Genomic DNA, 23,063 nt, shown 5'->3' with positions numbered 1-23,063 from the left:
GCGAAGCATCGGCTTCGTCAGCGTGGGCACCGAAGGCAGCGAAAGCGGACACAGCGGCGATGGAGAGGAAACGTGCAGTCTTGTTCATGATGAAAGTCCAGTGTATTTTTTAGAAGTCAGGTTTTTTATGGAGAGAGTCAGGAAGCTGAATCCGTCGGATCCAGATCAGCCTTGCTCACCCGAAGGGATCTGGCCGGTGCGCACAGCGTCGGCAGCCTGGGCACGCACCGCAGCGCGGTCAGCCGTGGACTTGTAGGTCACGACGCGCGAACCAGCAGGCTCGATGCTGCGGGTCTGGGCAACGGTGGAGGCTTCGGCAGCCACTTCRGCGCGGGTGCGGTTSGTKTCGAACTTSGTGGCGAATTGCGAAGCATCGGCTTCGTCAGCGTGGGCGCCGAAGGCAGCGAAAGCGGACACAGCGGCGATGGAGAGGAAGCGTGCGGTCTTGTTCATGATGAAGTCCTTGAAGTTAAAAAAAGCGTCTCAAAAAAGCCGGTAACCAGTGCAGGAACGAAAGGTGTCCATCGCCAGATCCCGGGTTCGGTGAGTCGCCTTGCGGGTTCGGCTCATCGATGGGATGAACTGTACGCCGGGGCTGTTCAGAGAAAAACCATCTGGTCGCAAACTGACTGTTCCGGTATTGGAAACAATCACTGGAGCCAAGGGTTGCCGTTTGTGCAGGGCGTCTTGCGATGCGGTCAGCGGCAACTGGGGGCGGCTCTTACCACCAGGGGTTGAACTCAGGAGAGGTGCGTTGAACATGGGCTCCATCGTGCCCATGACTGCGTGTTGCGTCGTCTCGTCGCGGTTTCGGTTCTTTTCAGTTTGTTTCGCTGCGGGCCGAATGCAACAGCCACGAAACAACTGATTGGTCGGATCCCCTACAAAGCGCCGCAAATCGGGCTTGCGCGGGTTGCGCTGACGGGGCTTATGGGCTGAAATCTCTCTGTACCTGTTCCAGGTTTCAGAGGGAGGTTCCATGACCATCGTCTCCAAGATTCTCGAGGCCAAGCCCGACGCCACCGTGCACACCATCCGGCCCACCGATTCGGTGCTGGCGGCCTTGCAGCTCATGGCTGACAAAGGCATCGGTGCGCTGGTGGTCACCGAGGGCGATGCCATCGTGGGCATCTTCACCGAGCGCGACTATGCGCGAAAGATCGCCCTGCTGGGCCGCACCTCGGCGGCCACCATCGCGCGCGATGTGATGACCTCGGCCGTGCGTTTCGTGCGGCCCGACCAGACCAGCGAGCAGTGCATGCAGATGATGAGCACCGGCCGCCTGCGACATCTGCCCGTGGTGGACAACGGCAAGCTGGTCGGCATGATTTCCATCGGCGACCTGGTCAAGGACATCATCTCCGAGCAGAAATTCATCATCGAGCAGCTGGAGCAGTACATCACCGGCAGTCATTGACGAGCCCTTCGAGGCGCTGCGCGGGGCGCCGCCCCAGTGGCGGTGCGGCCCTTGCACGGCGGCGGCGGCTTGGGCCGCGCGCGTTCAACCTGCGGTGCGTGTCAGCGCCGAATGAAAAAGGCGCTGACCGGGACCGGCCAGCGCCTGGGGTGTTGCGCTGCCACGCGCTGGCAGCGCCGGGGCTTCAGGCCGCTTTCTCGACGTGCCCTTGGCGCGTGTACAGAAAATCGATCACGGCCTTGCGGTAGTGCACGTACTGCGCGTCTTCGGCCAGCTCCACGCGGCGGCGGGGGCGGGGCAGGTCGACGGCCAGCACCTCGCCAATCGTGGCGGCGGGCCCGTTGGTCATCATCACGATCTTGTCGGACAGCAGCACGGCCTCGTCCACATCGTGCGTGACCATGACCACGGTGCTCTGCGTGCGCGCCACGATCTCCAGCAACTCGTCCTGCAGCTTGGCGCGCGTCAATGCGTCCAGGGCGCCGAAGGGCTCGTCCATCAGCAGCACCTGCGGTTCCATCGACAGGGCGCGGGCGATGCCCACGCGCTGCTTCATGCCGCCCGAGATTTCGCCGGGGCGCTTTTGCGCTGCCGGCGTCAGGCCGACGAGCGCCAGGGCCGCATCGGTGCGGGCCTTGAGCTGCGCCTTGCTTTCCTTGCCGCCGAATACGCGTTCCACCGCCAGGTAGATGTTGTCGAAGCAGGTCAGCCACGGCAGCAGCGAGTGGTTCTGGAACACCACCGCGCGCTCGGGGCCCGGGCCCTTGATCTCCTTGTTGGCGCACAGCAGCGCGCCGTTGGTGGGTGTGGTCAGGCCCGCGATCAGGTTGAGCAGCGTGGACTTGCCGCAGCCCGAGTGGCCGATCAGCGCGACGAACTCCCCCTTGGCGATCGTGAGGTTGATGTTCTTGAGCGCCGGGAACAGGCCCTTGGCGGTCTTGAAGGTCTGCTCCACGCCATGGACTTCGATGAACTTGGTGGTGAGAGAGGTGTGCATGAGGAACTCCTGGTTGTTTCAAGGCCCGCAGTGGCCCCGGCTTGGCCGGACCGCTGGGGGGCGCCTGAGGGGATGACGCGCCGCAGGCGCGGCTCAGGGGTGGGTCAGGTCTTGACTTCTTCGAAGGTGAACGCAGTGGCCAGCTTGATGAGCGCAAACTCCAGCACCAGCCCGACGATGCCGATCACGAAGATCGCGATGATGATGTTCTTGACGTTCAGGTTGTTCCACTCGTCCCACACCCAGAAGCCGATGCCGACGCCGCCGGTCAGCATCTCGGCCGCCACGATCACGAGCCATGCAGTGCCCACGGCCAGGCGCACGCCGGTCAGCATGTAGGGCAGCACGGCGGGGAAGAGGATCTTGGTGGCGATCTTCCACTCCGACAGGTTCAGCACGCGGGCCACGTTCATGTAGTCCTGCGGCACGCGCTGCACGCCCACGGCGGTGTTGATGATCATGGGCCAGATGGAGCAGATGAAGATGGTCCAGATGGCGGCCGGGTTGGCGCCCTTGAAGACCAGCAGGCCGATGGGCAGCCAGGCCAGGGGCGACACGGGGCGCAGCAAGCTGATCAGCGGGTTGAACATGCGCGACAGGAAGTTGAAACGCCCGATCACGAAGCCCGCCGGAATGCCCACCAGCGCCGCCATGCCGAAGCCGATGGCCACGCGCTCCAGCGACATCAGCACGTTCCAGCCCACGCCCTGGTCGTTGGGGCCGTTGCGGTAGAACGGGTTGCTGAAGATCTCCAGCGCCTGCTTCCAGGTCTCCACGGGGCTGGGGATGCTGCCGCCGGTGGTGGTGGACACCACCGCCCACAGGCCGATGAGCAGGCCCAGGCCGCACAGCGGTGGCAGCACGGCCATCCAGAAGCTGCGTGACAGCGCAGCCCAGTCACGCCGCGGTGCTGGCGGCGTGCTGGCGGTGGTGGATTGCGGTTGGCTGCTCGTGCCGGTGGCCGGCGTAGCGCTGGCCGTGGCGGCGGTGGCTGCAGGGTGCATGGCTTTTGTGGCAACCGGCGGGGCTGCATCCAACGGGGTGTGAAAAACGGCGCTGACCATGGTGTTCTCCTTCAAGAGGGGCGGGTGGTGCTGGCGGAGTGGATGTCGTCGTCAGGCCAGGGCGATCAGGCCTTGACCTTGAAGCTGTCGGCGTACTTGGCGGGGTCCTTGCCGTCCCACACCACGCCGTCCATGAACTTGCTGCTGCGCATCTCGGTCTTGGGCACGGGGGTCTTCGATGCGGCGGCGGCCTGCTTGTAGACGTCGATGCGGTTCACGGCCTTGGCCACGTTCAGGTAGTCGGGGTGGTCCTTGATCAGGCCCCAGCGCTTGTGCTGCGTGAGGAACCACATGCCGTCCGACAGGTATGGGAAGTTCACCGCGCCGTCGTTGAAGAACTTCATGTGGTTGGGGTCGTCCCAGGTCTTGCCCATGCCGTCCTGGTAGCGGCCCAGGATGCGCTGGTTGATCGCGTCCACGCCGGTGTTCACGTAGGCCTTGCCGGCAATGGTCTCGGCCATCTTGTTCTTGTTGGCCAGGCCTTCGTCGATCCACTTGCTGGCCTCCAGGATGGCGGCCGTCACGGCGCGTGCCGTGTTGGGGTACTTCTGCACGAATTCGGACGTGGTGCCCAGCACCTTCTCGGGATGGTCCTTCCAGATGTCCTGCGTGGTGGTGGCGGTCACGCCGATGCCGTCCATGATGGCGCGGTGGTTCCAGGGCTCGCCCACGCAGAAGCCGTCCATGTTGCCCACGCGCATGTTGGCCACCATTTGTGGTGGCGGCACGGTGATGACCTTGGCGTCCTTCATCGGGTTGATGCCGTTGGCCGCCAGCCAGTAGTACAGCCACATGGCGTGCGTGCCGGTGGGAAAGGTCTGCGCGAAGGTGTACTCCCGCTTCTCGCTGGCCATCAGCTTGGCCAGGCCCGCGCCGTTGACGGCACCCTTGTCCGCCAGCTTCTTGGACAGCGTGATGGCCTGGCCGTTGTGGTTGAGGTTCATCAGCACGGCCATGTCCTTCTTGGGGCCGGCCAGGCCCAGGTGCACGCCGTAGACCAGGCCGTACAGCACGTGGGCAAAGTCGAGCTCGCCGTTGACCAGCTTGTCGCGCACACCGGCCCAGGAGGCTTCCTTGGTGGGGATGATGGTCACGCCGTATTTCTTGTCGATGCCCAGCACCGAGGCCATCACCACGCTGGCGCAGTCCGTCAGCGGGATGAAGCCGATCTTGACCTCCTTCTTCTCGGGGGCGTCCGAGCCCTGGGCATGCACCAGCGCACGCAGCGCGGGGCTGACGCCGACGGCGCCCACGGTAGCGGCCTGCAGCACGGTGCGGCGGTTGAGGCTGGTTTTGAGCAGATCGGTCATGGGGCACTTCCTCGTAGCGTTAAAAACAAAAAGGCGTCCACACCACACCCCGCGAGATGCACACATGCATACGTCGGGGCGGGTGGGGACGCCTTTGTCCGTTGCCAAGCATTGGGGCCTGGCATCAGCACCGGCCCGTCGTTGGGCCGCTGCTGTCAGGGGCAAGACCTTCATTGGTCTTGCCAGGGTTTATGCAAGCTGCGTGCCAACCTTTGATGCACCAGCTGCGCGCCTGCGCGGGGTGGTGATTGCTATGTAATTGATAGCTGGTAGCGCTTATCTGTCAAGCGGTAGCGGCCATTTTTAATCAAATGGTGGTGCAATGGGTGCAGCGGGAACGCCCGCACTGCCTTTGTGCGGTGCACCATCTGGGAGGGGGCGAGAACTGGGCGCGGACCAGGGCAGGGCGGAAAGGATAAAAGCGCGGCCATGCAGCACACCGAGAAGCCCCTGCTGCGGGCGCGCAGGGCCTCAGGGGGGTATCGCGGGCTCAGCCCAGCAGGTCCATCACATCCAGCATGCGCTGGGCGACGTCCACGAGCTTGAGGCCCTTGTCCATGGCCGTCTTGCGCAGCTTCTCGTACGCTGCCTGCTCGGTCAGGCCCTGGCGCTGCATCAGCAGGCCCTTGGCACGGTCGATGGTCTTGCGGTCCTTGAGCTCGGTCTTGGCATCGGCCAGCTCGGCGCGCAGGGCCTGTTCGTGCTGAAAGCGCGCCATCGCCACGTCCAGGATGGGGCGGATGCGCTGGGGCGACAGGCCGGCCACGATGTAGGCCGACACGCCCGCCGCCACTGCGTCCTTCACGTGTGATGTGTCTTCGTCGTTGGTGAACATCACGATGGGCCGGCGCTCGTCGCGCGTGGCAACCACCACATGCTCCAGCGCGTCGCGCGCCTCGCTCTCGGCGTCCACGATGATCAGGTCGGGCTGGAGCTGCGCGATGCGCTCGCTCAGGAACACGTCGGCCGGCAGCGTGGCCACCAGGTTGAAGTTGTTCTCCAGCAGCCCGATGCGCAGCGCCCGCGAACGTTCCGCCTGCAACACGGCGTGTTCGTCGTCGGGATCGGCGATGGCCAGGTCCGGGGCCACCACCACGATGCGCAAAGACTCGTTCATACCCCGAAGCATAAGCAATTTTTACGCCACAAATTGGTGCGCAGAAGCGGTGCAGGACGTCCGATCATCACACCACCGAGCCCTGCGTGCCTTGCAGGGCCTGAAACTTGCTAATAGTTTGATGATTGGCAGGGCATACCCGATAGCCGCCTTCCATTCGCTCGCATATACATCTGGTCACATTGACATACTGATGAGGAATCTGCATGAACAAGCTTAACGACCGGCGCCGTTTTCTTTCCGCCGGCCTGGCCTTGACCGCGGTCACGTCTGCGGCGCTGCTGCTCCTGTCCGGGTGCAGCAAGGTGCCCGACACCATCAAGATCGGCGTGGCCCAGCCCTTGAGCGGCCCGCTGGGCGCGCTGGGGCAGGATCTGCTCAACGGCGTGAACCTGGCGGTGGCCGAGCTGAACAAGGGCGGCTACACCGTGGATGGCAAGCGCGTGACGCTGGAGGTGGTCTCGGTGGACGACAAGGCCGACGCCGCCACCGGCAAGACCGTGGCCCAGCAACTGGTGGATGCGGGTGTGGTGGCGGTCATCGGCCACCTGAACTCGGGCGTGAGCATCGAGACCGCGCCCATCTACGCGGCCAAGGACATTGCGCAGATCGCCATCTCCACCAACCCCAAGTTCACGCAGCTGGGCTTTCCCACCACGTTCCGCATGGTCGGCAACGACACCCTGCAGGCGCGCGCCATCGGCTCGTTCGCCGCCACGCAGCTCGGTGCGTCCCGCTACGCCGCACTGGACGACGGCACGCCCTACGGCAAGGGCCTGGCCGACGGTGCGGCCGCGCAGCTCAAGACCGAGAAGAAAGAGGTCGTGGTGCGCAAGTCGTTCGACGACAAGACCACGGCGTTCAATGAACTGGCCGGCGAACTCAAGGCCGCCAAGGTGGAGGTCATCGTCTCCACCCTGAACGACTTCCAGGCGCTGGCGCTGCTCGAGGCCCTGCGCAAGGTCGACCACACCAAGGTCAGCCTGCTGGGCGGCGACACCATCAAGACGACCGACATGGTCAAGGGCGCCGGCATCATCGACGGCATCTACGCCACGTCGCCCGTGCTGGAGGCCAAGGAATTCGCCACCGGCAAGCCCTTCCTCGAAAAGTACATCGAGGCGTACAAGAAGCCGCCCGCCTATGGCGGACACTACAGCTACGACAGCATGTACGTGCTGTCTGCCGCCATCCAGAAGGCCAAGTCGGCAGAGCCGAAGGAGATCACCAAGGCCATGCACAGCATCAACGGCTACGCGCCCGTGATCGGCACCATGACCTGGGACGACAAGGGCGAGCAGCGCTACGGCGCCGTGGGCGTTTACGAACTGCGCAGCGGCAGCTGGGAGCTGCGCATGCGGTCGGACCGCTGGTAACGGTCCCCTGAGGTTGCGCCAGGTCGGTGGGCTCCACCGCCTTCTGCGCACCACGCTCCTCACTGCAAAAGCCCCTGCCGGCCAGCGCCCGCAGGGGCTTTGTGCCGTGGCGGCGGGCCATCCCGGTGCGGGTTTTACACTCGGGCGATGAGTTTGCTGATCCTTGGAATCGAATCCTCCTGCGACGAAACCGGCGTGGCCCTGGTGCGCTCCACCGGCGACGCCGCCGTGCCCACCCTGCTGTCGCACGCGCTGCACAGCCAGATCGAGATGCACCAGGCGTACGGCGGCGTGGTGCCCGAGCTGGCCAGCCGCGACCACATCCGCCGCGTGCTGCCGCTGACTACGCAGGTGCTCGCCGAGTCCGGCCACACCCTGGCCGACGTGGACGTGGTGGCGTACACCCGCGGCCCGGGCCTGGCCGGCGCCTTGCTGGTGGGCGCCGGCGTGGCGTGCGCGCTGGGGGCGTCGCTGGGCAAGCCCGTGCTGGGCGTGCACCACCTGGAAGGGCATCTGCTATCGCCCTTCCTGAGTGCCGACCCGCCGGAGTTTCCCTTCGTGGCCCTGCTGGTGTCGGGCGGCCATACCCAGCTGATGCGCGTGGACGGCGTGGGCCGCTACGAGATCTTGGGCGAGACCATCGACGACGCCGCCGGGGAGGCCTTCGACAAGTCCGCCAAGCTCATGGGCCTGGGCTACCCGGGCGGCCCTGCGTTGTCGCGGCTGGCGGAGCAAGGCAGTGCCACGGCGTTCAAGCTGCCGCGGCCTCTATTGCATAGCGGAGACCTCGATTTTTCTTTTGCGGGGCTCAAAACGGCGGTGCTCACGCAGGCCAAGAAGCTGGGCGATGCGCTCGAAGCCCGCAAGGCCGATTTGGCCGCCAGCACCGAGGCAGCGATCGTGGACGTGCTGGTGCGCAAGACGCTGACGGCGCTCAAGCAGACGGGTTTGAAGCGTGTGGTGGTGGCCGGTGGCGTGGGGGCCAATCGGCATTTGCGTGCGCAGCTGAATGCGGCCTGCACGGCTGCGGGGGTGCGGGTGCATTACCCGGAACTGCATTTGTGTACGGACAACGGGGCGATGATCGCGATGGCGGCGGCGATGCGGTTGCAGGCGGGGCAGCAGGAGGCCAGCAGCGACTATGCGTTTGATGTGAAGCCGCGGTGGCCGTTGGATGCGATTGCTGCGGGGGCTTGATGAGCTTGTCGAGATGCCGGTACTTTGAGTTCGAGAAACCGTTTACATGCCGAACAGTTCGCAACGCTGTCCGTTCGGGTTGAGCTTGTCGAAACCTGGGCGCTGCTCGCGAGCTCGCTGGTTTGAGAGGTGTGCCTGTGCTGAGGGCGGGAGCCGGGGTGCGCGCCCGGCGGCGCGGTAACTTTCTCTTGCGTCGCCAAGAGAAAGTCACCAAAGAGAAGGCGACCCCAAGTCTGCGACCCCTTCGCGTTGCGAAGGGGCAAACCTGCGTCGGTGCGGTTGCGGGGTGCGCCGCAGAACTCACTGCGCTGCTTTGCAGCTACGTTCAAACAACTGCGGCGAGCTAGAKSACGAAGCATGCGCGCTSCGACGCGCATGCCACCCCGCAACCGCCCCGMCGCAGGCGCAGCCACAGGGGGTGGACAGCCGAACAKCCACACGGGCCATCGCGTTGCTCGGCCCCGAACGCGCAGGCGCTTCGCGCCGCGACCGCCAGGCCGAGCGCAGCGATGGCCCGTGTGGATGTTCTCTCCCCCAKCCCTTCAGGATGCGCCGAGGAGCGCAGGGCGTGGGGTGAGCGTGTGCCGAAGGACACACGCATCGTGAACTGACTCGCTGCGGWTGTYTGAGCGTAGCGCGGCAGCGCGCAGCGAGTTCCGCAGCGCACCCCACGACCGAGCACCGCAGGTTGCCCCACTCGCCCGCAGGGCGAGTGGGGACGCAGGCTGTAGGTTGGTGACTTTCTTTCGGCGACGCGAAAGAAAGTTACTCGCACGCCGGGCGACTCCCGGCCTCCGCCCTCAACAAAGGCATGCTGCCCATCAGCGAGCCTGCGAGCAGCGCCMAGGTTTCGACAAGCTCAACCCGAACGGGCGGGATTCAATCTGCCGCGGTTGCGAAAGATTCAAGCCGAACGGACGTGGGTCGAGTGCCCTGGTTTCAACAGGCTCAACCCGAACAGATGGGCGGCAGGACAACCTCAATCCACAGACAGCACCGCTTCAGAACGGATAGTGCCGCGCAGTCGTCTGCACCGTAATCCACCGCAGCTCCGTAAACTCCCGCACCCCCGCCATCCCCCCAAAACGCCCATACCCCGAACTCTTCACGCCCCCGAACGGCATCTGCCCCTCGTCATGCACCGTCGGCCCGTTGATATGACAAATCCCCGACTCAATGCGCGCCGCCACATTCCACGCCTTCGCCACATCGCGGCTGAATACGGCAGATGACAGGCCAAACTCGTTGTCGTTGGCGCAGGCGATCGCCTCCTCCACGCCGTTCACCCGCACCACCGGCTTGACCGGGCCGAACGACTCCTCGCGGTAGATGTCCATCTCGGCCGTCACGTGGTCCAGGATGGTGGCGGCCATCAGCGTGTTCTCGCTCTTGCCGCCGCACACCAGCGTGGCGCCCTTGGCCAGCGCGTCGTCGATCAGCGCGTTGCAGCGGTGCACCGTGGCCATGTCCACCACCGACCCCAGCACCACCGGGCCCTTGCGCGGGTCGCCCAGGGGCAGGGCCTTGGCGCGCTCGCCCAGCTTGGCCACGAACTCGTCGGCCACGGCGTTGTCCACGATGATGCGTTCGGTGGACATGCAGATCTGGCCCGAGTTGGCGAACGAGCCGAACACGGTGCCCGCCACGGCGGCATCCACATCCGCATCGTCCAGCACCAGCAGCGGGGCCTTGCCGCCCAGCTCCAGCACCACGGGCTTGAGGTACTTGGCACACGTCTGCGCGATGATGCGGCCCACCTTGGTGGAGCCCGTGAAGTTCACGCGGCGCACGGCCGGGTGGGACACGATGGCCTCGACCACCGCACCGGCGTCGGCGGGTGCGTTGGTCACGAAGTTCACCACGCCCGGGGGCAGGCCGGCTTCCTGCAGGGCCTCGATGATCAGGCCGTGCGTGGCGGGGCTCAACTCGGAGCCCTTGAGGATGACCGTGTTGCCGCAGGCCAGCGGTGTGGCGATGGCGCGCACCCCCAGGATGATGGGCGCGTTCCACGGCGCGATGCCCAGCACCACGCCTGCGGCCTGGCGCACGCCCATGGCCAGGCTGCCGGGCACGTCGGACGGAATCACCTCGCCCGCGATCTGCGTGGTCAGGGCCGCAGCCTCCTGCAGCAGTCCTGCCGCCAGGTGCACGTTGAAGCCGGCCCACAGGCCCGATGCGCCGGTCTCTGCGGCCATGGCGGCAGCAAAGGCGTCGCCCTTGGCTTCGAGTGCGTGCGCGGCCTTGAGCAGCAGCGCACGGCGGGCATTGGGGCCCAGGGCCGACCAGGCCGGGAAGGCCTTGGCGGCTGCGTCTGCGGCGGCTTTGGCATCGGCCACGGTGGCGGCGGGGGCGGTGGTGGCCACGGAGCCGTCGAGCGGGTTGCGGCGCTCGAAAGTCGCGCCGCCGGTGGCCTGCACGCGCTCGCCGTGGATCAGCATGGAAATGGCAGTCATGGAATCAGTCTCCTGAAGGACAAGGGAAAAAGTCGGATACGAGTGGGTCGAAAAGATTCAGGCCACGCCCAGATAGGCCTGGCGTACCGCATCGGATTGCAGCAGCGTGGCAGCCTCGCCAGAGGCCACGATGCGCCCACGCTCCAGCACGTAGCCGCGCTGGGCCACCTGCAGCGCCTTGCGCACGTTCTGCTCCACCATGAGCACGGTGACGCCCTGCGCCGCGATGCGCTGCACGATGGCCAGCAGTTCGTCCACCATGCGCGGTGCCAGCCCCAGCGAGGGCTCGTCCAGCATCAACAGGCGCGGGCCGCTCATCATGGCGCGGGCCACGGCCACCATCTGCTGCTCGCCGCCGCTCATGGTGCCGGCCAGTTGCTGGGCGCGTTCCTTGAGGCGCGGGAAGTCCTCGAAGGCCTGGGCCAGGCGCTCGGCGCGCACCCGCGAGGGCACCAGCCAGCGGCCGAGTTCCAGGTTCTCGGTCACCGTCATCTGCGGGAACAGCTGGCGGCCCTCGGCCACCAGGGCCAGGCCGCGCTGCACGCAGGCCGTCGCATTCATTGCGGGCATGGCCTGACCGTCGAGCTGCACCGTGCCTTGGCGCGGCAGCAGGCCGGCCAGGGCCTTGAGCAGCGTGGTCTTGCCCGCGCCGTTGGGACCCACGATGACCGTGATGCCGGGCGTTGATTCGAGCGACAGGTCCTGCAGCACCTGAAAGCCGTTGTAGCCCGTGGTCAGATCCTGTACCGAGAGGTGTGCGCCGCTCATGCCGTAGCTCCTTCGGGCGTGGCCTGTGTGCCCATCTCATCGCCCAGGTAGGCCTCGATGACCTCCGGGTTGCGCACCACTTCGGCGGGCGTGCCATCGGCGATCTTGCGGCCCTGGTGCAGCACCAGTACGCGCTCCACGTACTTGAGCAGCGTGGTCACCGCATGCTCGATCCACACCACAGTGAGGCCCCAGTCGTCGCGCAGGCGGCGGATGCGCTGGGCCATGGCATCGACCTCGGCCTCGGTCAGGCCGGCGGCCACCTCATCGAGCAGCAAAAGGCGCGGGCGCGTCCCCAGGGCCATGCCGATCTCCAGCAGGCGCTGCTGCGAAGGCGTCACGTCGGCTGCGGGCCGGTCTGCGAGGGCTGACAGGCCCAGCATGGCCAGGATCTCGTCCTCATTGCGCAGGCCCACGGGCCCCTGGCGGTGGCGGCCCGCGAACTGCATGCCGAAGCGCACGTTGTCGCGCACCGTCATGTCCGGGAACACGCGCGGTGTCTGGAAGGTACGCGCGATGCCGTGGGCCGCATAGTGGTGCGGCCCATTGCCTGTGAGGTTGTCGGCACCGCAGTGCAGCGTGCCCGAGGTCGGCGGCTGCACGCCCGAGATGGCGTTGAAGAACGTGGTCTTGCCCGCGCCGTTGGGGCCGATGATGCCGATGAGCTCGCCCGCATGCAGTGTGGCGCTCACGCCGTCCACGGCGGTCAGCCCGCCAAAGCGCACCGTCACGCTGTCGATGGTCAGCAGGGCCTCAGACATGGCCAGCCTCCGTGGCAGGTGCGGCGGGCGTGGCCGCCCGCTTGCGCTGCCACAGCGTGGCCAGTCCGTTGGGCAGGTACATCACGCACAGGATGAGGAGCAGGCCCAGCACCATCATGTAGCCATAGGGCAGCTGCAGGCGCAGCGTCTCGGCCAGCAGGCTGAAGACGATGGCCGCGAGCACCGGGCCGCCGATGCTGGCCGCGCCGCCGATCAGCGCGATCAGCACCGTCTGGAAGCCGATGAAGGGGCTGAACACTGCCGCCGGCTCGATGTAGGTCCAGCGCACCGCCATGGCCGCGCCCACGGCACCCGCAAACGCGGCCGTGATGCCGAAGCCCGCGATCTTGGCCAGGCGCGTGTCCACGCCCAGCGTCTGCGCGCGCTGCTCGTCGGCGCCGATGCCCGAGAGCGCCAGGCCGAAGCGGCTGCGCTTTACCGCAATCGATGTGGCAATGGCGGCAGCCGCGATCAGCAGCACCGTGAGGTACACCGTCTCGTTGCTGGGCACCACCGTGAGCACGCGACCGACGGTGCCCGACACCTGCTTTTCGACAAAGGTCACCGCATGGCGGATCAGCTCCGTCATGCCGAAGGTGAGCACCGCGAAGTAGGTGCCGCGCAGGTGCAGCACCGCCGCACCCATCACGACGGCCACCACGGCGGCGATCAGCGCGCCGGCCACGATCACCAGCGGCCAGGGCAGGCTACCGAGCAGCGTGGCGCTGGCATACGCCCCGATGCCGAAGAAGGCAGAGGTGGCCAGCGAGAGATAGCGCGTGGCACCGCAGAACAGCGACCAGCTGGTGGCGAGTGCGATGTACATGAGGCAGCTGAGCAGCACCGAGGCCATGAACTCGGACACCAGCCAGGGCAGGGTGCCGACTACGGCCGTGCCCACGGCGAGCGCGAGCCAGGGCTTGTTGGAATGGAGTTTCATTTTTTGCTGAACAAACCGTTGGGGCGCCAGATGAGCACGCCGATGAAGACTGCGTAGCTCAGCAGCATCTTGAGAGACGGGCTGCTGAAGTGCGTGCCCAGGGCCTCGACCACACCCAGCAGCAGGCCCCCAGCCAGGCTGCCCGCCAGGCTGCCGAAGCCGCCCAGCGTGATCACGATCAGCGCGGTCACGGTGTAGGGCTCGCCCATGGAGGGCGAGATCTCGTAGGTCATCGACAGCAGCGCTCCCGCCACGCCCGACAGGCCCAGGCCGATGCCGAACATCATCGGGTGCAGGCGCCGGGTGTTGATGCCCACCAGCTGCGCGCCCGTGGGCGACTGCATCAGCGCCCGCACGGCCTTGCCCAGCAAGGTGAGCTTGAGGAGCGCGATCAGCGCGGCCGACAGCGCCAGTGCCACGCCGAACAGCACCAGCTTGTTCTCGGTGAAGCGCATGCCCGCCACCTGCACCGGGTCGGCCAGGTATTCGTAGCCGCGCAGGTCGCCGCCCCAGATCAAGAGGGCGGTGTTCTGCACCAGGAACATCAGGCCAAAGCCCGCCATCAGGCTGCGTGCCTCGAACACGTCCACGTTGGGTGCGCGCGCCGCCAGGCGCTTGAAGCACAGCGCATGCACCGCCACCCCCAGCGCGAACAGCGCGATGAAGGCGATGGGCATCAGCAGCAACGGCGACCAGCCCCAGGCGGTGTGCGTCCACCAGGTGATGAAGGCACCGAGCATCAGGAACTCGCCATGCGAGATGTTCATGATGCGCATCAGCCCGTACTGCAGGTTCAGGCCCATGGCCACCAGCGCGTAGATGCCGCCGGTAATGAGGCCGCTGGCGACCAGTTCGGCCCAGGAAGTCAGAGACACTGTGTTATTTCCAGGCTGGTTTTGCGGTGTTCAACTGCGCCGTGGCGCGGTCCTTGGGCCACACCACTTCGAAGTCGCTGCCCTGCCACTGGCTCACCGTGCCCGGGATGGAGGCGTTCTCGCTGCCTGCAAAGCGGATGCCGCCCAGGATGGTCTTGAACTCGTTCTTGGCGATGTGCTCGCGCAGCGCCTTGCGGTCCAGCCCCACCTTCTCCACGGCCTGCTGCAGGATCTGCAGGCCCGCCCAGGCATGGCCGCTGGCCCAGCGGTCGGGCTCCTTGCTGAACTTCTTCACGTGGGCGTCGAAGTAGGCCTTGGCCTCGGGGCTGGTCTTCACGCTCCACGATCCCATGCCGATCACGCCTTCGGTGTTGGCCTGCATCACGTTCTTGTACAGCTGGAAGGCGGTGCCCACCGAGGCGTAGAAGAACTTGGGGTTCAGGCCCACCTCGCGCGCCTGGCGGCTGGCCAGGATGGTGTCGGGCGGGTAGGTGATGCCGATGAAGGCATCGGGGTTCAGGTCCTTGATGCCGCGCAGCACGGGCGCCAGGTCCTTCACGCCCAGCGGGTAGCTCTTCCTCTCCACCACCTGGATGCTGGTCTTCTTGAGCGCGCTGTTCAGCGCCGCGAAGTTTTCCAGGCCGAACAGGTCGTCCATGTAGACGATGGCCACCGACTTCACGCCGTTGGCCACCAGCATGTCCACCAGCGCGCCCATCATCTTGTCGGGCTGCTGCAGCAGCGAGAAGAAGTAGGGCAGGTTCATGTCGATCAGCTTGCGCGACAGGGCGGTGGGCGCCAGCAGCGGGTAGCCGAAGCGGTTGGCCAGCGGTGCGATGGCGAAGTTGGCGCCCGAGCCCCAGGGCGGCAGGATCAGGTCCACCTTGTCGCTGCCCATGAGCTTTTCAAACGTGCGCACGCAGGTCTCGGTCTCGCTGCGGTCGTCGTAGCCGATGAGCTCGATGGGGCGCTTGGCGCCCTTGATGCTCAGGCCGCCGGCGGCGTTCACCTGTTCGGCCCACAGCAGGTAGTTGGGCTCCTGGCTGACCTGGGCGCCCGCAGCCCAGGGGCCTGTGCGGGCAATCGCGTAGCCGATGCGCACGGGGCCGCTGCCATTGCCTTGGGCCAGCAGTTGCGGCGCCACGGCCAGCGCGCCCACGGTGGCGGCGGCCCCCTTGATCCATTGGCGCTTGGAGGGTTGGGACGGTGAATGCGTTGTCATTGTGTGTCTCCTCGGATGGGAGGCCCGCGCAGCGCAGGCCGTACCCGGATCGTAGGAAGACGCCGCCCGGTACGCTGGGCTGAGCGTGCACAAAAGCCTTGTCCCAGCGTGCACGGCGCAGGGGGTTTACCCGGATTTCCGTGCCCGCCGCAGGAATAGCGGCGCGGCCGATAATCCCGCTGAGACAGGCGGCACCGTCTGCATGACGACTGGAGACACCCATGGCCCACCCTCTGACCGAGGTATCGACCGACACCGTGCCACCGCGCGACCGCCTGCACCTGTGGGGCGATGCGGTGTGGCGCCTCATTGGCGGGCTGGAGTCCGATGCCTTCGGCGACGAGGCCTTCGCGGGCCATATCACGTCGGGCCAGGCGGGCTACATCAATCTGTGCCAGCTCGACGTGAGCCGCCACCGTGTGGTGCGCACCCCCAGCCTCATCCGCAGCAGCGACCGGGCCTACATCAAGGTGGTGGCGCAGCTCGAGGGGCGCGCCTGCTTCGAGCAGAATGGCCGGCAGGTGTGGCTGTCGCCCGGCGAGTGGAGCGTGTACGACACCACGCGCGCCTATGCCGTGAGCAACCCCGAGGCCGTGCGCCAGATGGTGCTGATGATCCCCAAGGAACAACTGCCCGAGCGCAAGCTCAAGCTCGACGACCTGATGGTGCAGCGGTTTTCAGGCACCACGGGCGTGTCGCGCCTGGCGTGGGACACCATGCGCGCGGCGTTCACCGAGCTGCCCAGCATGTCCGACGCTGCCGCCGACGGCGTGGCCGACGTGATCACGCACCTGGTGCAGCTGTCGCTGCTGGAGCGCAACGGCCAGCACAGCGCCGTGTCGCAGCGCGAGGCCCTGCGCGACCGCATCGGCCAGTTCATCGACCGCCACCTGGGCGACCCCGAACTCACCATAGACCGCATGGCGCAGGCGCTCAACTGCAGCAAGCGGCACCTCTACAACGCGGTGGCCGACGACGAGGAAACGCTGGCCGCCATGATCCAGCGCCGGCGGCTGGAGGCCTGCCTGCGCGACCTGCGCAGCAGTGCGCAGGCGCAGCGATCAGTGACGGACATCGCGCTGTCCTGGGGCTTTTCGAACAGCGCGCATTTCAGCCGCGTGTTCCGCACCCATGTGGGCTGCAGCCCCAGCGAGTACCGCGTGCGGGCCCGGGGGCCTGCACTGCCACACTGAGCGCGCCCGGGCCGCTGCGCAGGCCTGCCGGCAGGTCGTTTTACAAGAAAAAACGCCCCTACCGCTTGCGGTAAGGGCGCTTCCAGCTATTGAATCAATAGCAGTTGTGCTGGTGGCTGGTTGCCCGCCCTGTGTGGGCGGGCAACTGTGCAACAAGCGCAGCCGTTTACTGAATGCTCAGCGACGTGGCCCGGCTCACGGGCTCCAGTCGGGCCAGCGTCAGGGTCAGCACGCCGTTTTCCAGCTTGGCGGAGCTGTTGGCGGCGTCGATGTCGGTGGCCAGCTCCCAGGCGCGCTGCACCTGGCGGGGCGCGCCTTCCACGCTGTGCAGGCGGACCTGGTTGCCTTCGATCTGGATGGACAGTTGCTCGCGCGCCAGGCCGGGCACATCGAGCTGCAAGGTGGTGGTCTTTTCGTCCTGGGTCACGCTCACGCCGGCAGAGCCTGCAGGGGCTGCATTGGCAAAGCTGCCCAGCAAAAAGCGTTGCAGCGCCAGGTCGGCAGAGCGGGGTGCGTTGAAGGCGGAACGGCGGGCGACGGGGGCGAAGATCATGGAAAGTACTCCTATACACTGCGCGGCTCTCGACGTGGTCGCCGCATGGACAGGAGTTGTGTACGGCCGCATCGCTTTTCAAGGGAAAAAGTGGCATGAATAAATTGCGTTCCGGGGGCTTGAAAACAGGCACCACGGCATTACGTCCATCGGTTTTTGCCGCAGTTGTCGGCATCGCCGGGGTGTTGTTCTCGGCGACTCCGGCGGCGGCCCAAGGCAGCGCTTCAACAGCTGCCAGTGCGCCCGCCAAGCCGGTGAAGGTGGCGCTCATCGAAAGCCTCTCGGGGGCGTTCGCCAACACCGGCGAGGCCGTGTACCGCAACGTCTACTGGGCCATGGAGCGTGTGAACGCACGCGGCGGCGTGCAGCTGCCCGCCAGCAGCGGCGGCCCCCGCCCGCTGGCGCTGGAGCGCTACGACAGCAAGGGCCAGAACGAAGAGGCCTTGTCGGCACTGCGCGCGGCCATCGACGACGGCGCGCAGGTCATTCTGCAGGGCAATTCGTCGGCCACCGCGGCGGTGTTGATCGAAGCCATCAACAAGCACAACGAGCGCGAGCCGAACAAGCGCGTGATCTTCCTGAACTACTCGGCGGTGGACCCCATCCTCACCAACGAGAAATGCAGCTTCTGGCACTTTCGCTTCGACGCGCATGCTGACATGCGCATGGCCGCGCTCATGGAAGTGATGCGCGAGGACAAGGCCTTGAAAAGCGTCTACCTCATCGGCCAGGACTACAGCTTCGGCCAGGCCGTTCTGCGCGAGGCGAAGAAGCAACTGGCCGCCCAGCGCCCCGACGTGGCCGTGGTGGGCGACGAGCTGCACCCCATCGGCCGCGTGAAGGACTTCGCGCCCTATGCGGTGAAGATCAAGACCAGCGGCGCGCAGGCCGTGGTCACCGGCAACTGGGGGAACGATCTCACGCTGCTGGTGAAGGCCGCGCGCGAAGTGGGCTACGAAGGCAGCTTCTACACCTTTTACGGCAACGCACTGGGTGCGCCAGCCGCCATCGGCGACGCGGGCATCGGCAAGGTGGTGGCCGTGGCTGACTGGCTGCCCAACGTGCCGGGCGCGCAGAGCGAGGCGTTCTACCAGTCGTTCCGCACACGCTTTCCCAAGCCGCAGGATGACTACGTGCACATGCGCATGCAGCTCATGGTCGAGGCGCTCGCCCAGTCCATCGAGCGCGCGGGCAGCACCGACGCCGTGGCGGTGGCGCGGCAGATGGAGAGCGCCAACGTGCAGCTCTCGGGCCAGGGCGGCAGCATGCGCGCGGCGGACCACCAGTTCCAGCAGGCGCTGGTGGTGGGCGTGATGGACAAGAAGGGCGCACCGGGCGTGAAGTTCGACGTGGAAGGCTCGGGCTACGGCTTTCGCGTGGTGCGCCAGATTGCCGCCGCCAAGGCACAGCAGCCGCACAGCTGCACAATGCAGCGGCCCTGACCCACGGCGTGGGCGGTATGCGGCGCAGCGCGCGCCGCATATCGATATGAAAAGTTAGCGCAACCGGTGCAGGCCGTCGGGCCACAGAATTTGTCGCATTGATCACCCATGCGCGAATCGCTGCCTCCACCGTGTCCTACGCCCTTTCCCTGCTCGACAAAAGTCCCATCCCCGAAGGGGCCAAGGCGGCCGAGGCGCTGCAGCGCACCGTAGCGCTGGCCCAGCGCGCCGAGCAACTGGGCTACCGCCGCTTCTGGGTGGCGGAGCACCATGGCAACCCGGGCCTGGCCGGCTCGGCGCCCGAGGTGCTGGTGGCCCACCTGCTGGCGCGCACCTCGCGCATCCGCATCGGCTCTGGCGGCGTGATGCTGCAGCACTACAGCCCCTTCAAGGTGGCCGAGGCGTTCAAGGTGCTCGCATGCCTGGCCTCCGGCCGCGTGGACCTGGGCGTGGGCAAGGCGCCCGGCGGCCTGCCGCTGTCCACCCGGGCGCTGCAAGCGCTGCACGACAAATCCAGGCCATCGGACTTCAGCGCGCGCTTTGCGGAGCTGGACGCCTTCCTGCACGGCACGCTGGACCCGGACCACGCGCTGGCGGGCGCCGTGGCCTACCCCGCACCGCCCAGCCTGCCCGAGCGCCATCTGCTCGGCGGCAGCCCCGACAGCGCGGCGCTGGCGGCGCGCCACGGCTGGCACTTCACGTACGCGGGCCATTTCAACGGCGACCCCGTCAACATCGAGCGCACGGTGCGCGTGTACCGCGAAGCCGCTGGCCGGGCCCCCTCGCTGGCGCTCTATGCGCTGGTGGCCCCCACGCAGGCCGAGGCCGAAAGCCTGGTGGGTGCCTTGCGCGTCTTCAAGTTGCATTTGTCCACCGGGCAGAGCGTGAACCTGCCCAGCGCGCAGGCCGCTGCGGAGTTTGCGCGCCAGGCCGGTGTGGCGGACTACCGGCTCGAAGAAACCCGGCCCCACGTGATCGCCGGCTCGCCCGAGCATGTGCGCGAGCAGCTCGATGCGCTCAGTGAGCGCTACGGCATCGAAGAGTTCGTGGTCGACACGCCGGTCGCGGGCTTTGCCGAGCGCCTGGCCTCGGTGGAGCTGCTGGCGGGCGCCTATGCCACCGCCGAGGCCTGACCCGCCGGCCGCCCCCCTTTCCCCAGGAACAGACACCATGAGCAACACCCCACAACCCATCCGTTTCGGCGTCATGCTGCATGGCGCTGGCGGCCACATGAATTCGTGGAAGCACCCCGCAGGCCCTGCGGATGCAAGCGTCAACCTCGACTTCTACATCGAGACCACGCGGAAGGCCGAGGCCAACGGCATCGCCTTCGCCTTCGTGGCCGACGGGCTGTTCATCAACGCGAAGTCCATCCCGCATTTCCTGAACCGCTTCGAGCCCATCTCCATCCTGTCGGCGCTGGCCGTGGCGACGTCGAAGATCGGGCTGGCGGGCACCATCTCCACCTCGTACAGCGAGCCATTCACGGTGGCGCGGCAGTTCGCGTCGCTGGACCTCATCAGCAAGGGGCGCGCTGGCTGGAACGTGGTGACCACGCCGCTGGAGGGCACGGCCAGCAACTACAGCCGCAACCACCCCGACCATGCGCTGCGCTACGAGATCGCCGACGAATACCTGCAGGTGACGCAGGGCCTGTGGGACAGCTGGGACGAAGACGCCGTGGTGCGCAACCGCGCCACGGGCCAGTTCTTCGACCCGGCGAAGCTGCACACGCTGAACCACAAGGGCCGCTTCTTCCAGGTGGCGGGGCCGCTCAACATCGGCCGGTCGCCGCAGGGGCAGCCGGTGATCTTCCAGGCGGGTTCATCGGATGCGGGCATCGGCCTGGCGGGCAAGTACGCCGATGCGGTGTTCACCCACTCGCCGTCGGTGGAGGAGACGCGCAGCTTTTTGCGCAAGGTCAAGGCCAGCGCCGTGGTGCATGGCCGCCAGGCTGATGATGTGAAGATATTCCCCGGCATCGGCCCCGTGGTGGGCGCCACGCAGGAAGAGGCGGACGCCAAGTACCAGGCCATTCGCGAGCTGCTCACGGTCGATGAAGCGCTGGCCTACCTGGGCCGCTACTTCGACCACCACGACTTCAGCCAGTACCCGCTGGACGCGCCCTTTCCGGAGCTGGGCGAGATCGGCCGCAACAGTTTTCGCTCCACCACCGACCGCATCAAGGCCGATGCCAAGGCGCGCGGCCTGACCCTGCGCCAGGTGGCGCTGGAGGCCGCCACGCCGCGCTCGCAGTTCGTGGGCACGGGTGAGCGCGTGGCCGACGAGATCATCCATTGGGTGGACGAGGGCGCGGCCGATGGCTTCATACTGGGCTTTCCCGTGCTGTCGCAGGGGCTCGATGATTTCTTCACCCACGTGATCCCCGTGCTGGAGGCGCGCGGCCGCTACCAGCGCACGCTGCCGGGCCACACGCTGCGCGACCACCTGGGCTTGCAGCGCAAGGCCAGCCGGTATGCACAGGCCGATGTGGATGCCGCCACGGCGCCAGAGAAGAAGTTCGCGTGATGGGCGCAGCATTGCCAGCAGCGGCTTCCGCGCACGACCTGCAGCGGGTGAAAAGCGTGGAAGAGGGCATTGCCGCCTTCATCCACGAGTTCCAGGCATTGCGCCGGGACCTGCACCAGCACCCGGAGCTGTCGTTCCAGGAGCACCGCACCTCGGCCATTGTGGCCGAGCGCCTTGCGTCCTGGGGCTACGAAGTCACCACCGGCATCGCGGGCACCGGCCTGGTGGGCACGCTGCGCCGGGGGCAGGGCACCAAGACCCTGGGCATCCGCGCCGACATGGACGCACTGCCCATCACCGAGGCCACGGGCCTGCCGTATGCCAGCCAGAACGCTGGTGTGATGCATGCGTGCGGACACGATGGGCACACCACGGTGCTGCTGGCTGCCGCGCGCTTCCTGGCCGAGTCGGGCCGCTTCGACGGCACGCTCAACCTGATCTTTCAGCCCGCCGAAGAGAACGGCGGCGGTGCCCACCGCATGATCGGCGAGGGCCTGTTCGAGCGCTTTCCATGCGACGCGGTGTTCGGCCTGCACAACTGGCCCTGCGTGGGCGCGGGGCACTTCGGCTGCGTGACCGGGCCTGCCATGGCCTCGGTGGACCAGATCACCATCACCGTGCGCGGCAAGGGCGGCCACGGCGCCGCGCCGCACGAGACGGTGGACCCCGTGGTGGCCAGCGCGCACATCATCACCGCGCTGCAGACGGTGGTCTCGCGCAACGTCGATCCGCTGGACATGGGCGTGGTCACCGTAGGCTCCATCCATGGCGGCAACGCGCCCAACGTGGTGCCCGAGAGCGTGGAGCTCAAGCTCACCGCCCGCGCCTTCAAGCCCGAGGTGCGCGAGGTGCTCAAGGAGCGCATTCCGGCCATCGCCCGCGCGCAGGCCGAGAGCTTCGGCGCCACGGCCGATGTGTTGTACCGGCCCGGCTATCCGGCCGTGCTCAACCATGAGGCCGAGACGGAGCTGGCACGCAGCGTGGCCATCGACACCTTTGGCGCAGCCCGCGTGGACGCAGGCTTTCGCCCGCGCACAGCCAGCGAGGACTTCGCCTTCATGCTGCTCAAGCGCCCCGGCAGCTACGTGTTCGTGGGCAATGGCGATGGCGCATCGCTGCACAGCCCTTACTACGATTTCAACGACGCCATCCTGGCGCCCTCGGCCACGTACTGGGTGCGGCTGGCCGAGCGGTTTCTGGCCTGAGACCCTTTCACGAGAAAGCCCTCCCCATGAGTGACCGCTTCATCTACACCTCGCCTGCCGATCCCCTGGCCCGCCCGCTCATCGACGAGCTGTCGCACGAGTACGAGTCGCGCTACGGCGAGTTCTATGACCGCGAGGGCGGGCAGCGCGAGATGGAGAAGTACCCGCCCGAACTGTTCACGCCGGAGCACGGTGGCAGCTTTGTACTGCTGCTGCGCGGCGGGCAGGCGATTGGCGGCGGCGCCTTCAAGCGCCACAGCGATGCGCACACGGCGGAGCTCAAGCGCGTGTGGACGCACTCGGCCCACCGCCGCCAGGGCCTCGCCGCCAAGGTGCTGCTGGAGCTCGAAGCCCAGGCGCTGCGCCAGGGCTATGCGCGGCTGTACCTCACCACCGGCTTTCGCCAGCCCGAGGCCGTCGGGCTGTATCTGGGCCACGGGTACACGGCGCTGTTCGACACATCGCTGCCGCACGAGACGTACCGCCATCTGCCGTTCGAGAAGACCCTGCGCGCCGTGGACGGCCTGGAGTCCGCCGCCATGTTGACGACGGCGCCCGCCACACCGCACGCCCTGGGCGCGGGGCGCGCCGCGGTGGTTGCGCAAGCGGCCTGAAACCGTCACGCGCACCGGCCCAGCCTGCCC

22 protein-coding genes and 1 pseudogene are annotated in these 23,063 nt (G+C 66.9%); 9 read left to right on the top strand and 14 right to left on the bottom strand.

Annotated elements, in window-relative coordinates; translation table 11 throughout:
• The 3 genes and pseudogenes from ASG27_RS27615 to ASG27_RS26810 form a co-directional block, all read right to left on the bottom strand.
• A pseudogene (locus ASG27_RS27615) lies at positions 1-88 on the bottom strand (DUF4148 domain-containing protein); the annotation flags it as partial.
• Between the two features lie 77 nt (positions 89-165).
• Positions 166-453 (bottom strand): hypothetical protein, encoded by a 288-nt coding sequence (locus ASG27_RS14250; protein ID WP_056434617.1) that lies wholly within the window; start codon positions 451-453, stop codon positions 166-168.
• A 30-nt stretch (positions 454-483) separates the two neighbouring features.
• Positions 484-981: a hypothetical protein gene (locus tag ASG27_RS26810; RefSeq protein ID WP_156370584.1), complete on the bottom strand. Its 498-nt coding sequence runs from the start codon at positions 979-981 to the stop codon at positions 484-486.
• On the opposite strand from ASG27_RS26810, the gene ASG27_RS14245 reads away from it, so the two are divergent.
• Positions 980-1,417 carry a CBS domain-containing protein gene (locus tag ASG27_RS14245; RefSeq protein ID WP_056415005.1) on the top strand — a complete coding sequence of 146 codons (438 nt, stop codon included), beginning with the start codon at positions 980-982 and terminating at the stop codon, positions 1,415-1,417. The two genes, ASG27_RS26810 and ASG27_RS14245, sit on opposite strands and share 2 nt — an antisense overlap.
• A 184-nt stretch (positions 1,418-1,601) precedes the next feature.
• Here the strand turns inward: ASG27_RS14245 and ASG27_RS14240 are convergent, their stop codons facing one another.
• From ASG27_RS14240 to ASG27_RS14225, 4 genes are all read right to left on the bottom strand, one after another.
• Positions 1,602-2,414: an ABC transporter ATP-binding protein gene (locus ASG27_RS14240; protein WP_056415006.1), complete on the bottom strand. Its 813-nt coding sequence runs from the start codon at positions 2,412-2,414 to the stop codon at positions 1,602-1,604.
• A 104-nt stretch (positions 2,415-2,518) separates the two neighbouring features.
• On the bottom strand, positions 2,519-3,478 hold the full coding sequence (gene ntrB, locus ASG27_RS14235) for a nitrate ABC transporter permease (protein WP_056416236.1): 960 nt from the start codon (positions 3,476-3,478) through the stop codon (positions 2,519-2,521).
• Between the two features lie 65 nt (positions 3,479-3,543).
• Positions 3,544-4,788 (bottom strand): CmpA/NrtA family ABC transporter substrate-binding protein, encoded by a 1,245-nt coding sequence (locus ASG27_RS14230; RefSeq protein WP_056170379.1) that lies wholly within the window; start codon positions 4,786-4,788, stop codon positions 3,544-3,546.
• A gap of 490 nt (positions 4,789-5,278) precedes the next feature.
• Positions 5,279-5,905 (bottom strand): ANTAR domain-containing response regulator, encoded by a 627-nt coding sequence (locus ASG27_RS14225; RefSeq protein WP_056415009.1) that lies wholly within the window; start codon positions 5,903-5,905, stop codon positions 5,279-5,281.
• A 206-nt stretch (positions 5,906-6,111) separates the two neighbouring features.
• Between ASG27_RS14225 and ASG27_RS14220 the strand changes: the two genes are divergently transcribed.
• Together ASG27_RS14220 and tsaD are read left to right on the top strand one after the other, a co-directional pair.
• The gene (locus ASG27_RS14220) at positions 6,112-7,281 is read left to right on the top strand and encodes a branched-chain amino acid ABC transporter substrate-binding protein (protein WP_056415012.1); all 1,170 of its coding nucleotides are present in this window, start codon (positions 6,112-6,114) and stop codon (positions 7,279-7,281) included.
• A gap of 147 nt (positions 7,282-7,428) precedes the next feature.
• Positions 7,429-8,478: a tRNA (adenosine(37)-N6)-threonylcarbamoyltransferase complex transferase subunit TsaD gene (tsaD, locus tag ASG27_RS14215; RefSeq protein WP_056415015.1), complete on the top strand. Its 1,050-nt coding sequence runs from the start codon at positions 7,429-7,431 to the stop codon at positions 8,476-8,478.
• Positions 8,479-9,479: 1,001 nt separating this feature from the next.
• Here the strand turns inward: tsaD and ASG27_RS14210 are convergent.
• The 6 genes from ASG27_RS14210 to ASG27_RS14185 are packed head-to-tail and all read right to left on the bottom strand — an operon-like array spanning position 9,480 to position 15,497.
• Complete coding sequence (locus tag ASG27_RS14210; protein ID WP_056416963.1) at positions 9,480-10,931, bottom strand: aldehyde dehydrogenase; 1,452 nt, start codon at positions 10,929-10,931, stop codon at positions 9,480-9,482.
• A gap of 57 nt (positions 10,932-10,988) precedes the next feature.
• Positions 10,989-11,699 (bottom strand): ABC transporter ATP-binding protein, encoded by a 711-nt coding sequence (locus ASG27_RS14205; protein WP_056416966.1) that lies wholly within the window; start codon positions 11,697-11,699, stop codon positions 10,989-10,991.
• The gene (locus ASG27_RS14200; protein WP_056416969.1) at positions 11,696-12,460 is read right to left on the bottom strand and encodes an ABC transporter ATP-binding protein; all 765 of its coding nucleotides are present in this window, start codon (positions 12,458-12,460) and stop codon (positions 11,696-11,698) included. The genes ASG27_RS14205 and ASG27_RS14200 overlap by 4 nt, the downstream gene beginning before the upstream one ends.
• Positions 12,453-13,400 (bottom strand): branched-chain amino acid ABC transporter permease, encoded by a 948-nt coding sequence (locus ASG27_RS14195; protein ID WP_056416971.1) that lies wholly within the window; start codon positions 13,398-13,400, stop codon positions 12,453-12,455. Before ASG27_RS14195 ends, ASG27_RS14200 begins: the two co-directional genes overlap by 8 nt.
• On the bottom strand, positions 13,397-14,275 hold the full coding sequence (locus ASG27_RS14190) for a branched-chain amino acid ABC transporter permease (RefSeq protein ID WP_056416974.1): 879 nt from the start codon (positions 14,273-14,275) through the stop codon (positions 13,397-13,399). The genes ASG27_RS14195 and ASG27_RS14190 overlap by 4 nt, the downstream gene beginning before the upstream one ends.
• A gap of 4 nt (positions 14,276-14,279) precedes the next feature.
• The gene (locus tag ASG27_RS14185) at positions 14,280-15,497 is read right to left on the bottom strand and encodes an amino acid ABC transporter substrate-binding protein (protein ID WP_056170352.1); all 1,218 of its coding nucleotides are present in this window, start codon (positions 15,495-15,497) and stop codon (positions 14,280-14,282) included.
• A gap of 221 nt (positions 15,498-15,718) precedes the next feature.
• On the opposite strand from ASG27_RS14185, the gene ASG27_RS14180 reads away from it, so the two are divergent.
• The gene (locus tag ASG27_RS14180) at positions 15,719-16,690 is read left to right on the top strand and encodes a helix-turn-helix domain-containing protein (protein ID WP_056416977.1); all 972 of its coding nucleotides are present in this window, start codon (positions 15,719-15,721) and stop codon (positions 16,688-16,690) included.
• A 166-nt stretch (positions 16,691-16,856) separates the two neighbouring features.
• Here ASG27_RS14180 and ASG27_RS14175 read toward each other — a convergent pair whose 3' ends face one another.
• A complete protein-coding gene (locus ASG27_RS14175) occupies positions 16,857-17,243 on the bottom strand; it encodes an Hsp20/alpha crystallin family protein (protein WP_056416980.1) in 387 nt (128 codons plus the stop codon).
• Between the two features lie 95 nt (positions 17,244-17,338).
• On the opposite strand from ASG27_RS14175, the gene ASG27_RS14170 reads away from it, so the two are divergent.
• The 5 genes from ASG27_RS14170 (at position 17,339) to ASG27_RS14150 (ending at position 23,033) form a co-directional block, all read left to right on the top strand.
• Complete coding sequence (locus ASG27_RS14170; RefSeq protein WP_056416984.1) at positions 17,339-18,685, top strand: branched-chain amino acid ABC transporter substrate-binding protein; 1,347 nt, start codon at positions 17,339-17,341, stop codon at positions 18,683-18,685.
• 131 nt (positions 18,686-18,816) lie between these two features.
• Positions 18,817-19,818, top strand: a complete 1,002-nt coding sequence (locus tag ASG27_RS14165) for an LLM class flavin-dependent oxidoreductase (RefSeq protein WP_056417013.1) — start codon at positions 18,817-18,819, stop codon at positions 19,816-19,818.
• Between the two features lie 37 nt (positions 19,819-19,855).
• Entirely contained in the window at positions 19,856-21,214 is a 1,359-nt protein-coding gene (locus tag ASG27_RS14160) for an LLM class flavin-dependent oxidoreductase (RefSeq protein ID WP_056416987.1), read from the top strand.
• Positions 21,214-22,419 (top strand): M20 aminoacylase family protein, encoded by a 1,206-nt coding sequence (locus ASG27_RS14155; protein WP_056416990.1) that lies wholly within the window; start codon positions 21,214-21,216, stop codon positions 22,417-22,419. Before ASG27_RS14160 ends, ASG27_RS14155 begins: the two co-directional genes overlap by 1 nt.
• Positions 22,420-22,445: 26 nt before the next feature.
• A complete protein-coding gene (locus ASG27_RS14150; protein WP_056416993.1) occupies positions 22,446-23,033 on the top strand; it encodes a GNAT family N-acetyltransferase in 588 nt (195 codons plus the stop codon).
• The last annotated feature ends 30 nt before the right edge of the window (positions 23,034-23,063 follow it).

Source organism: Acidovorax sp. Leaf191 (assembly GCF_001424425.1).
In the GTDB taxonomy this organism is placed as follows: Bacteria; Pseudomonadota; Gammaproteobacteria; order Burkholderiales; family Burkholderiaceae_C; genus Acidovorax.
This window is presented reverse-complemented; position numbering and strand designations above follow the sequence as displayed.

Coding starts and splice junctions, on each gene's coding strand:
- ASG27_RS14175 (WP_056416980.1), bottom strand. CDS start 17,243: ATGATCTTCGCCCCCGTCGCCCGCCGTTCCGCCTTCAACGCACCCCGC.
- ASG27_RS14210 (WP_056416963.1), bottom strand. CDS start 10,931: ATGACTGCCATTTCCATGCTGATCCACGGCGAGCGCGTGCAGGCCACC.
- ASG27_RS14240 (WP_056415006.1), bottom strand. CDS start 2,414: ATGCACACCTCTCTCACCACCAAGTTCATCGAAGTCCATGGCGTGGAG.
- ASG27_RS14150 (WP_056416993.1), top strand. CDS start 22,446: ATGAGTGACCGCTTCATCTACACCTCGCCTGCCGATCCCCTGGCCCGC.
- ASG27_RS14230 (WP_056170379.1), bottom strand. CDS start 4,788: ATGACCGATCTGCTCAAAACCAGCCTCAACCGCCGCACCGTGCTGCAG.
- ASG27_RS14160 (WP_056416987.1), top strand. CDS start 19,856: ATGAGCAACACCCCACAACCCATCCGTTTCGGCGTCATGCTGCATGGC.
- ASG27_RS14205 (WP_056416966.1), bottom strand. CDS start 11,699: ATGAGCGGCGCACACCTCTCGGTACAGGATCTGACCACGGGCTACAAC.
- ASG27_RS14200 (WP_056416969.1), bottom strand. CDS start 12,460: ATGTCTGAGGCCCTGCTGACCATCGACAGCGTGACGGTGCGCTTTGGC.
- ASG27_RS14180 (WP_056416977.1), top strand. CDS start 15,719: ATGGCCCACCCTCTGACCGAGGTATCGACCGACACCGTGCCACCGCGC.
- ASG27_RS14225 (WP_056415009.1), bottom strand. CDS start 5,905: ATGAACGAGTCTTTGCGCATCGTGGTGGTGGCCCCGGACCTGGCCATC.
- ASG27_RS14155 (WP_056416990.1), top strand. CDS start 21,214: ATGGGCGCAGCATTGCCAGCAGCGGCTTCCGCGCACGACCTGCAGCGG.
- ASG27_RS14195 (WP_056416971.1), bottom strand. CDS start 13,400: ATGAAACTCCATTCCAACAAGCCCTGGCTCGCGCTCGCCGTGGGCACG.
- ASG27_RS14170 (WP_056416984.1), top strand. CDS start 17,339: ATGAATAAATTGCGTTCCGGGGGCTTGAAAACAGGCACCACGGCATTA.
- ASG27_RS14185 (WP_056170352.1), bottom strand. CDS start 15,497: ATGACAACGCATTCACCGTCCCAACCCTCCAAGCGCCAATGGATCAAG.
- ASG27_RS26810 (WP_156370584.1), bottom strand. CDS start 981: ATGGAACCTCCCTCTGAAACCTGGAACAGGTACAGAGAGATTTCAGCC.
- ASG27_RS14220 (WP_056415012.1), top strand. CDS start 6,112: ATGAACAAGCTTAACGACCGGCGCCGTTTTCTTTCCGCCGGCCTGGCC.
- ASG27_RS14245 (WP_056415005.1), top strand. CDS start 980: ATGACCATCGTCTCCAAGATTCTCGAGGCCAAGCCCGACGCCACCGTG.
- ntrB (WP_056416236.1), bottom strand. CDS start 3,478: ATGGTCAGCGCCGTTTTTCACACCCCGTTGGATGCAGCCCCGCCGGTT.
- tsaD (WP_056415015.1), top strand. CDS start 7,429: ATGAGTTTGCTGATCCTTGGAATCGAATCCTCCTGCGACGAAACCGGC.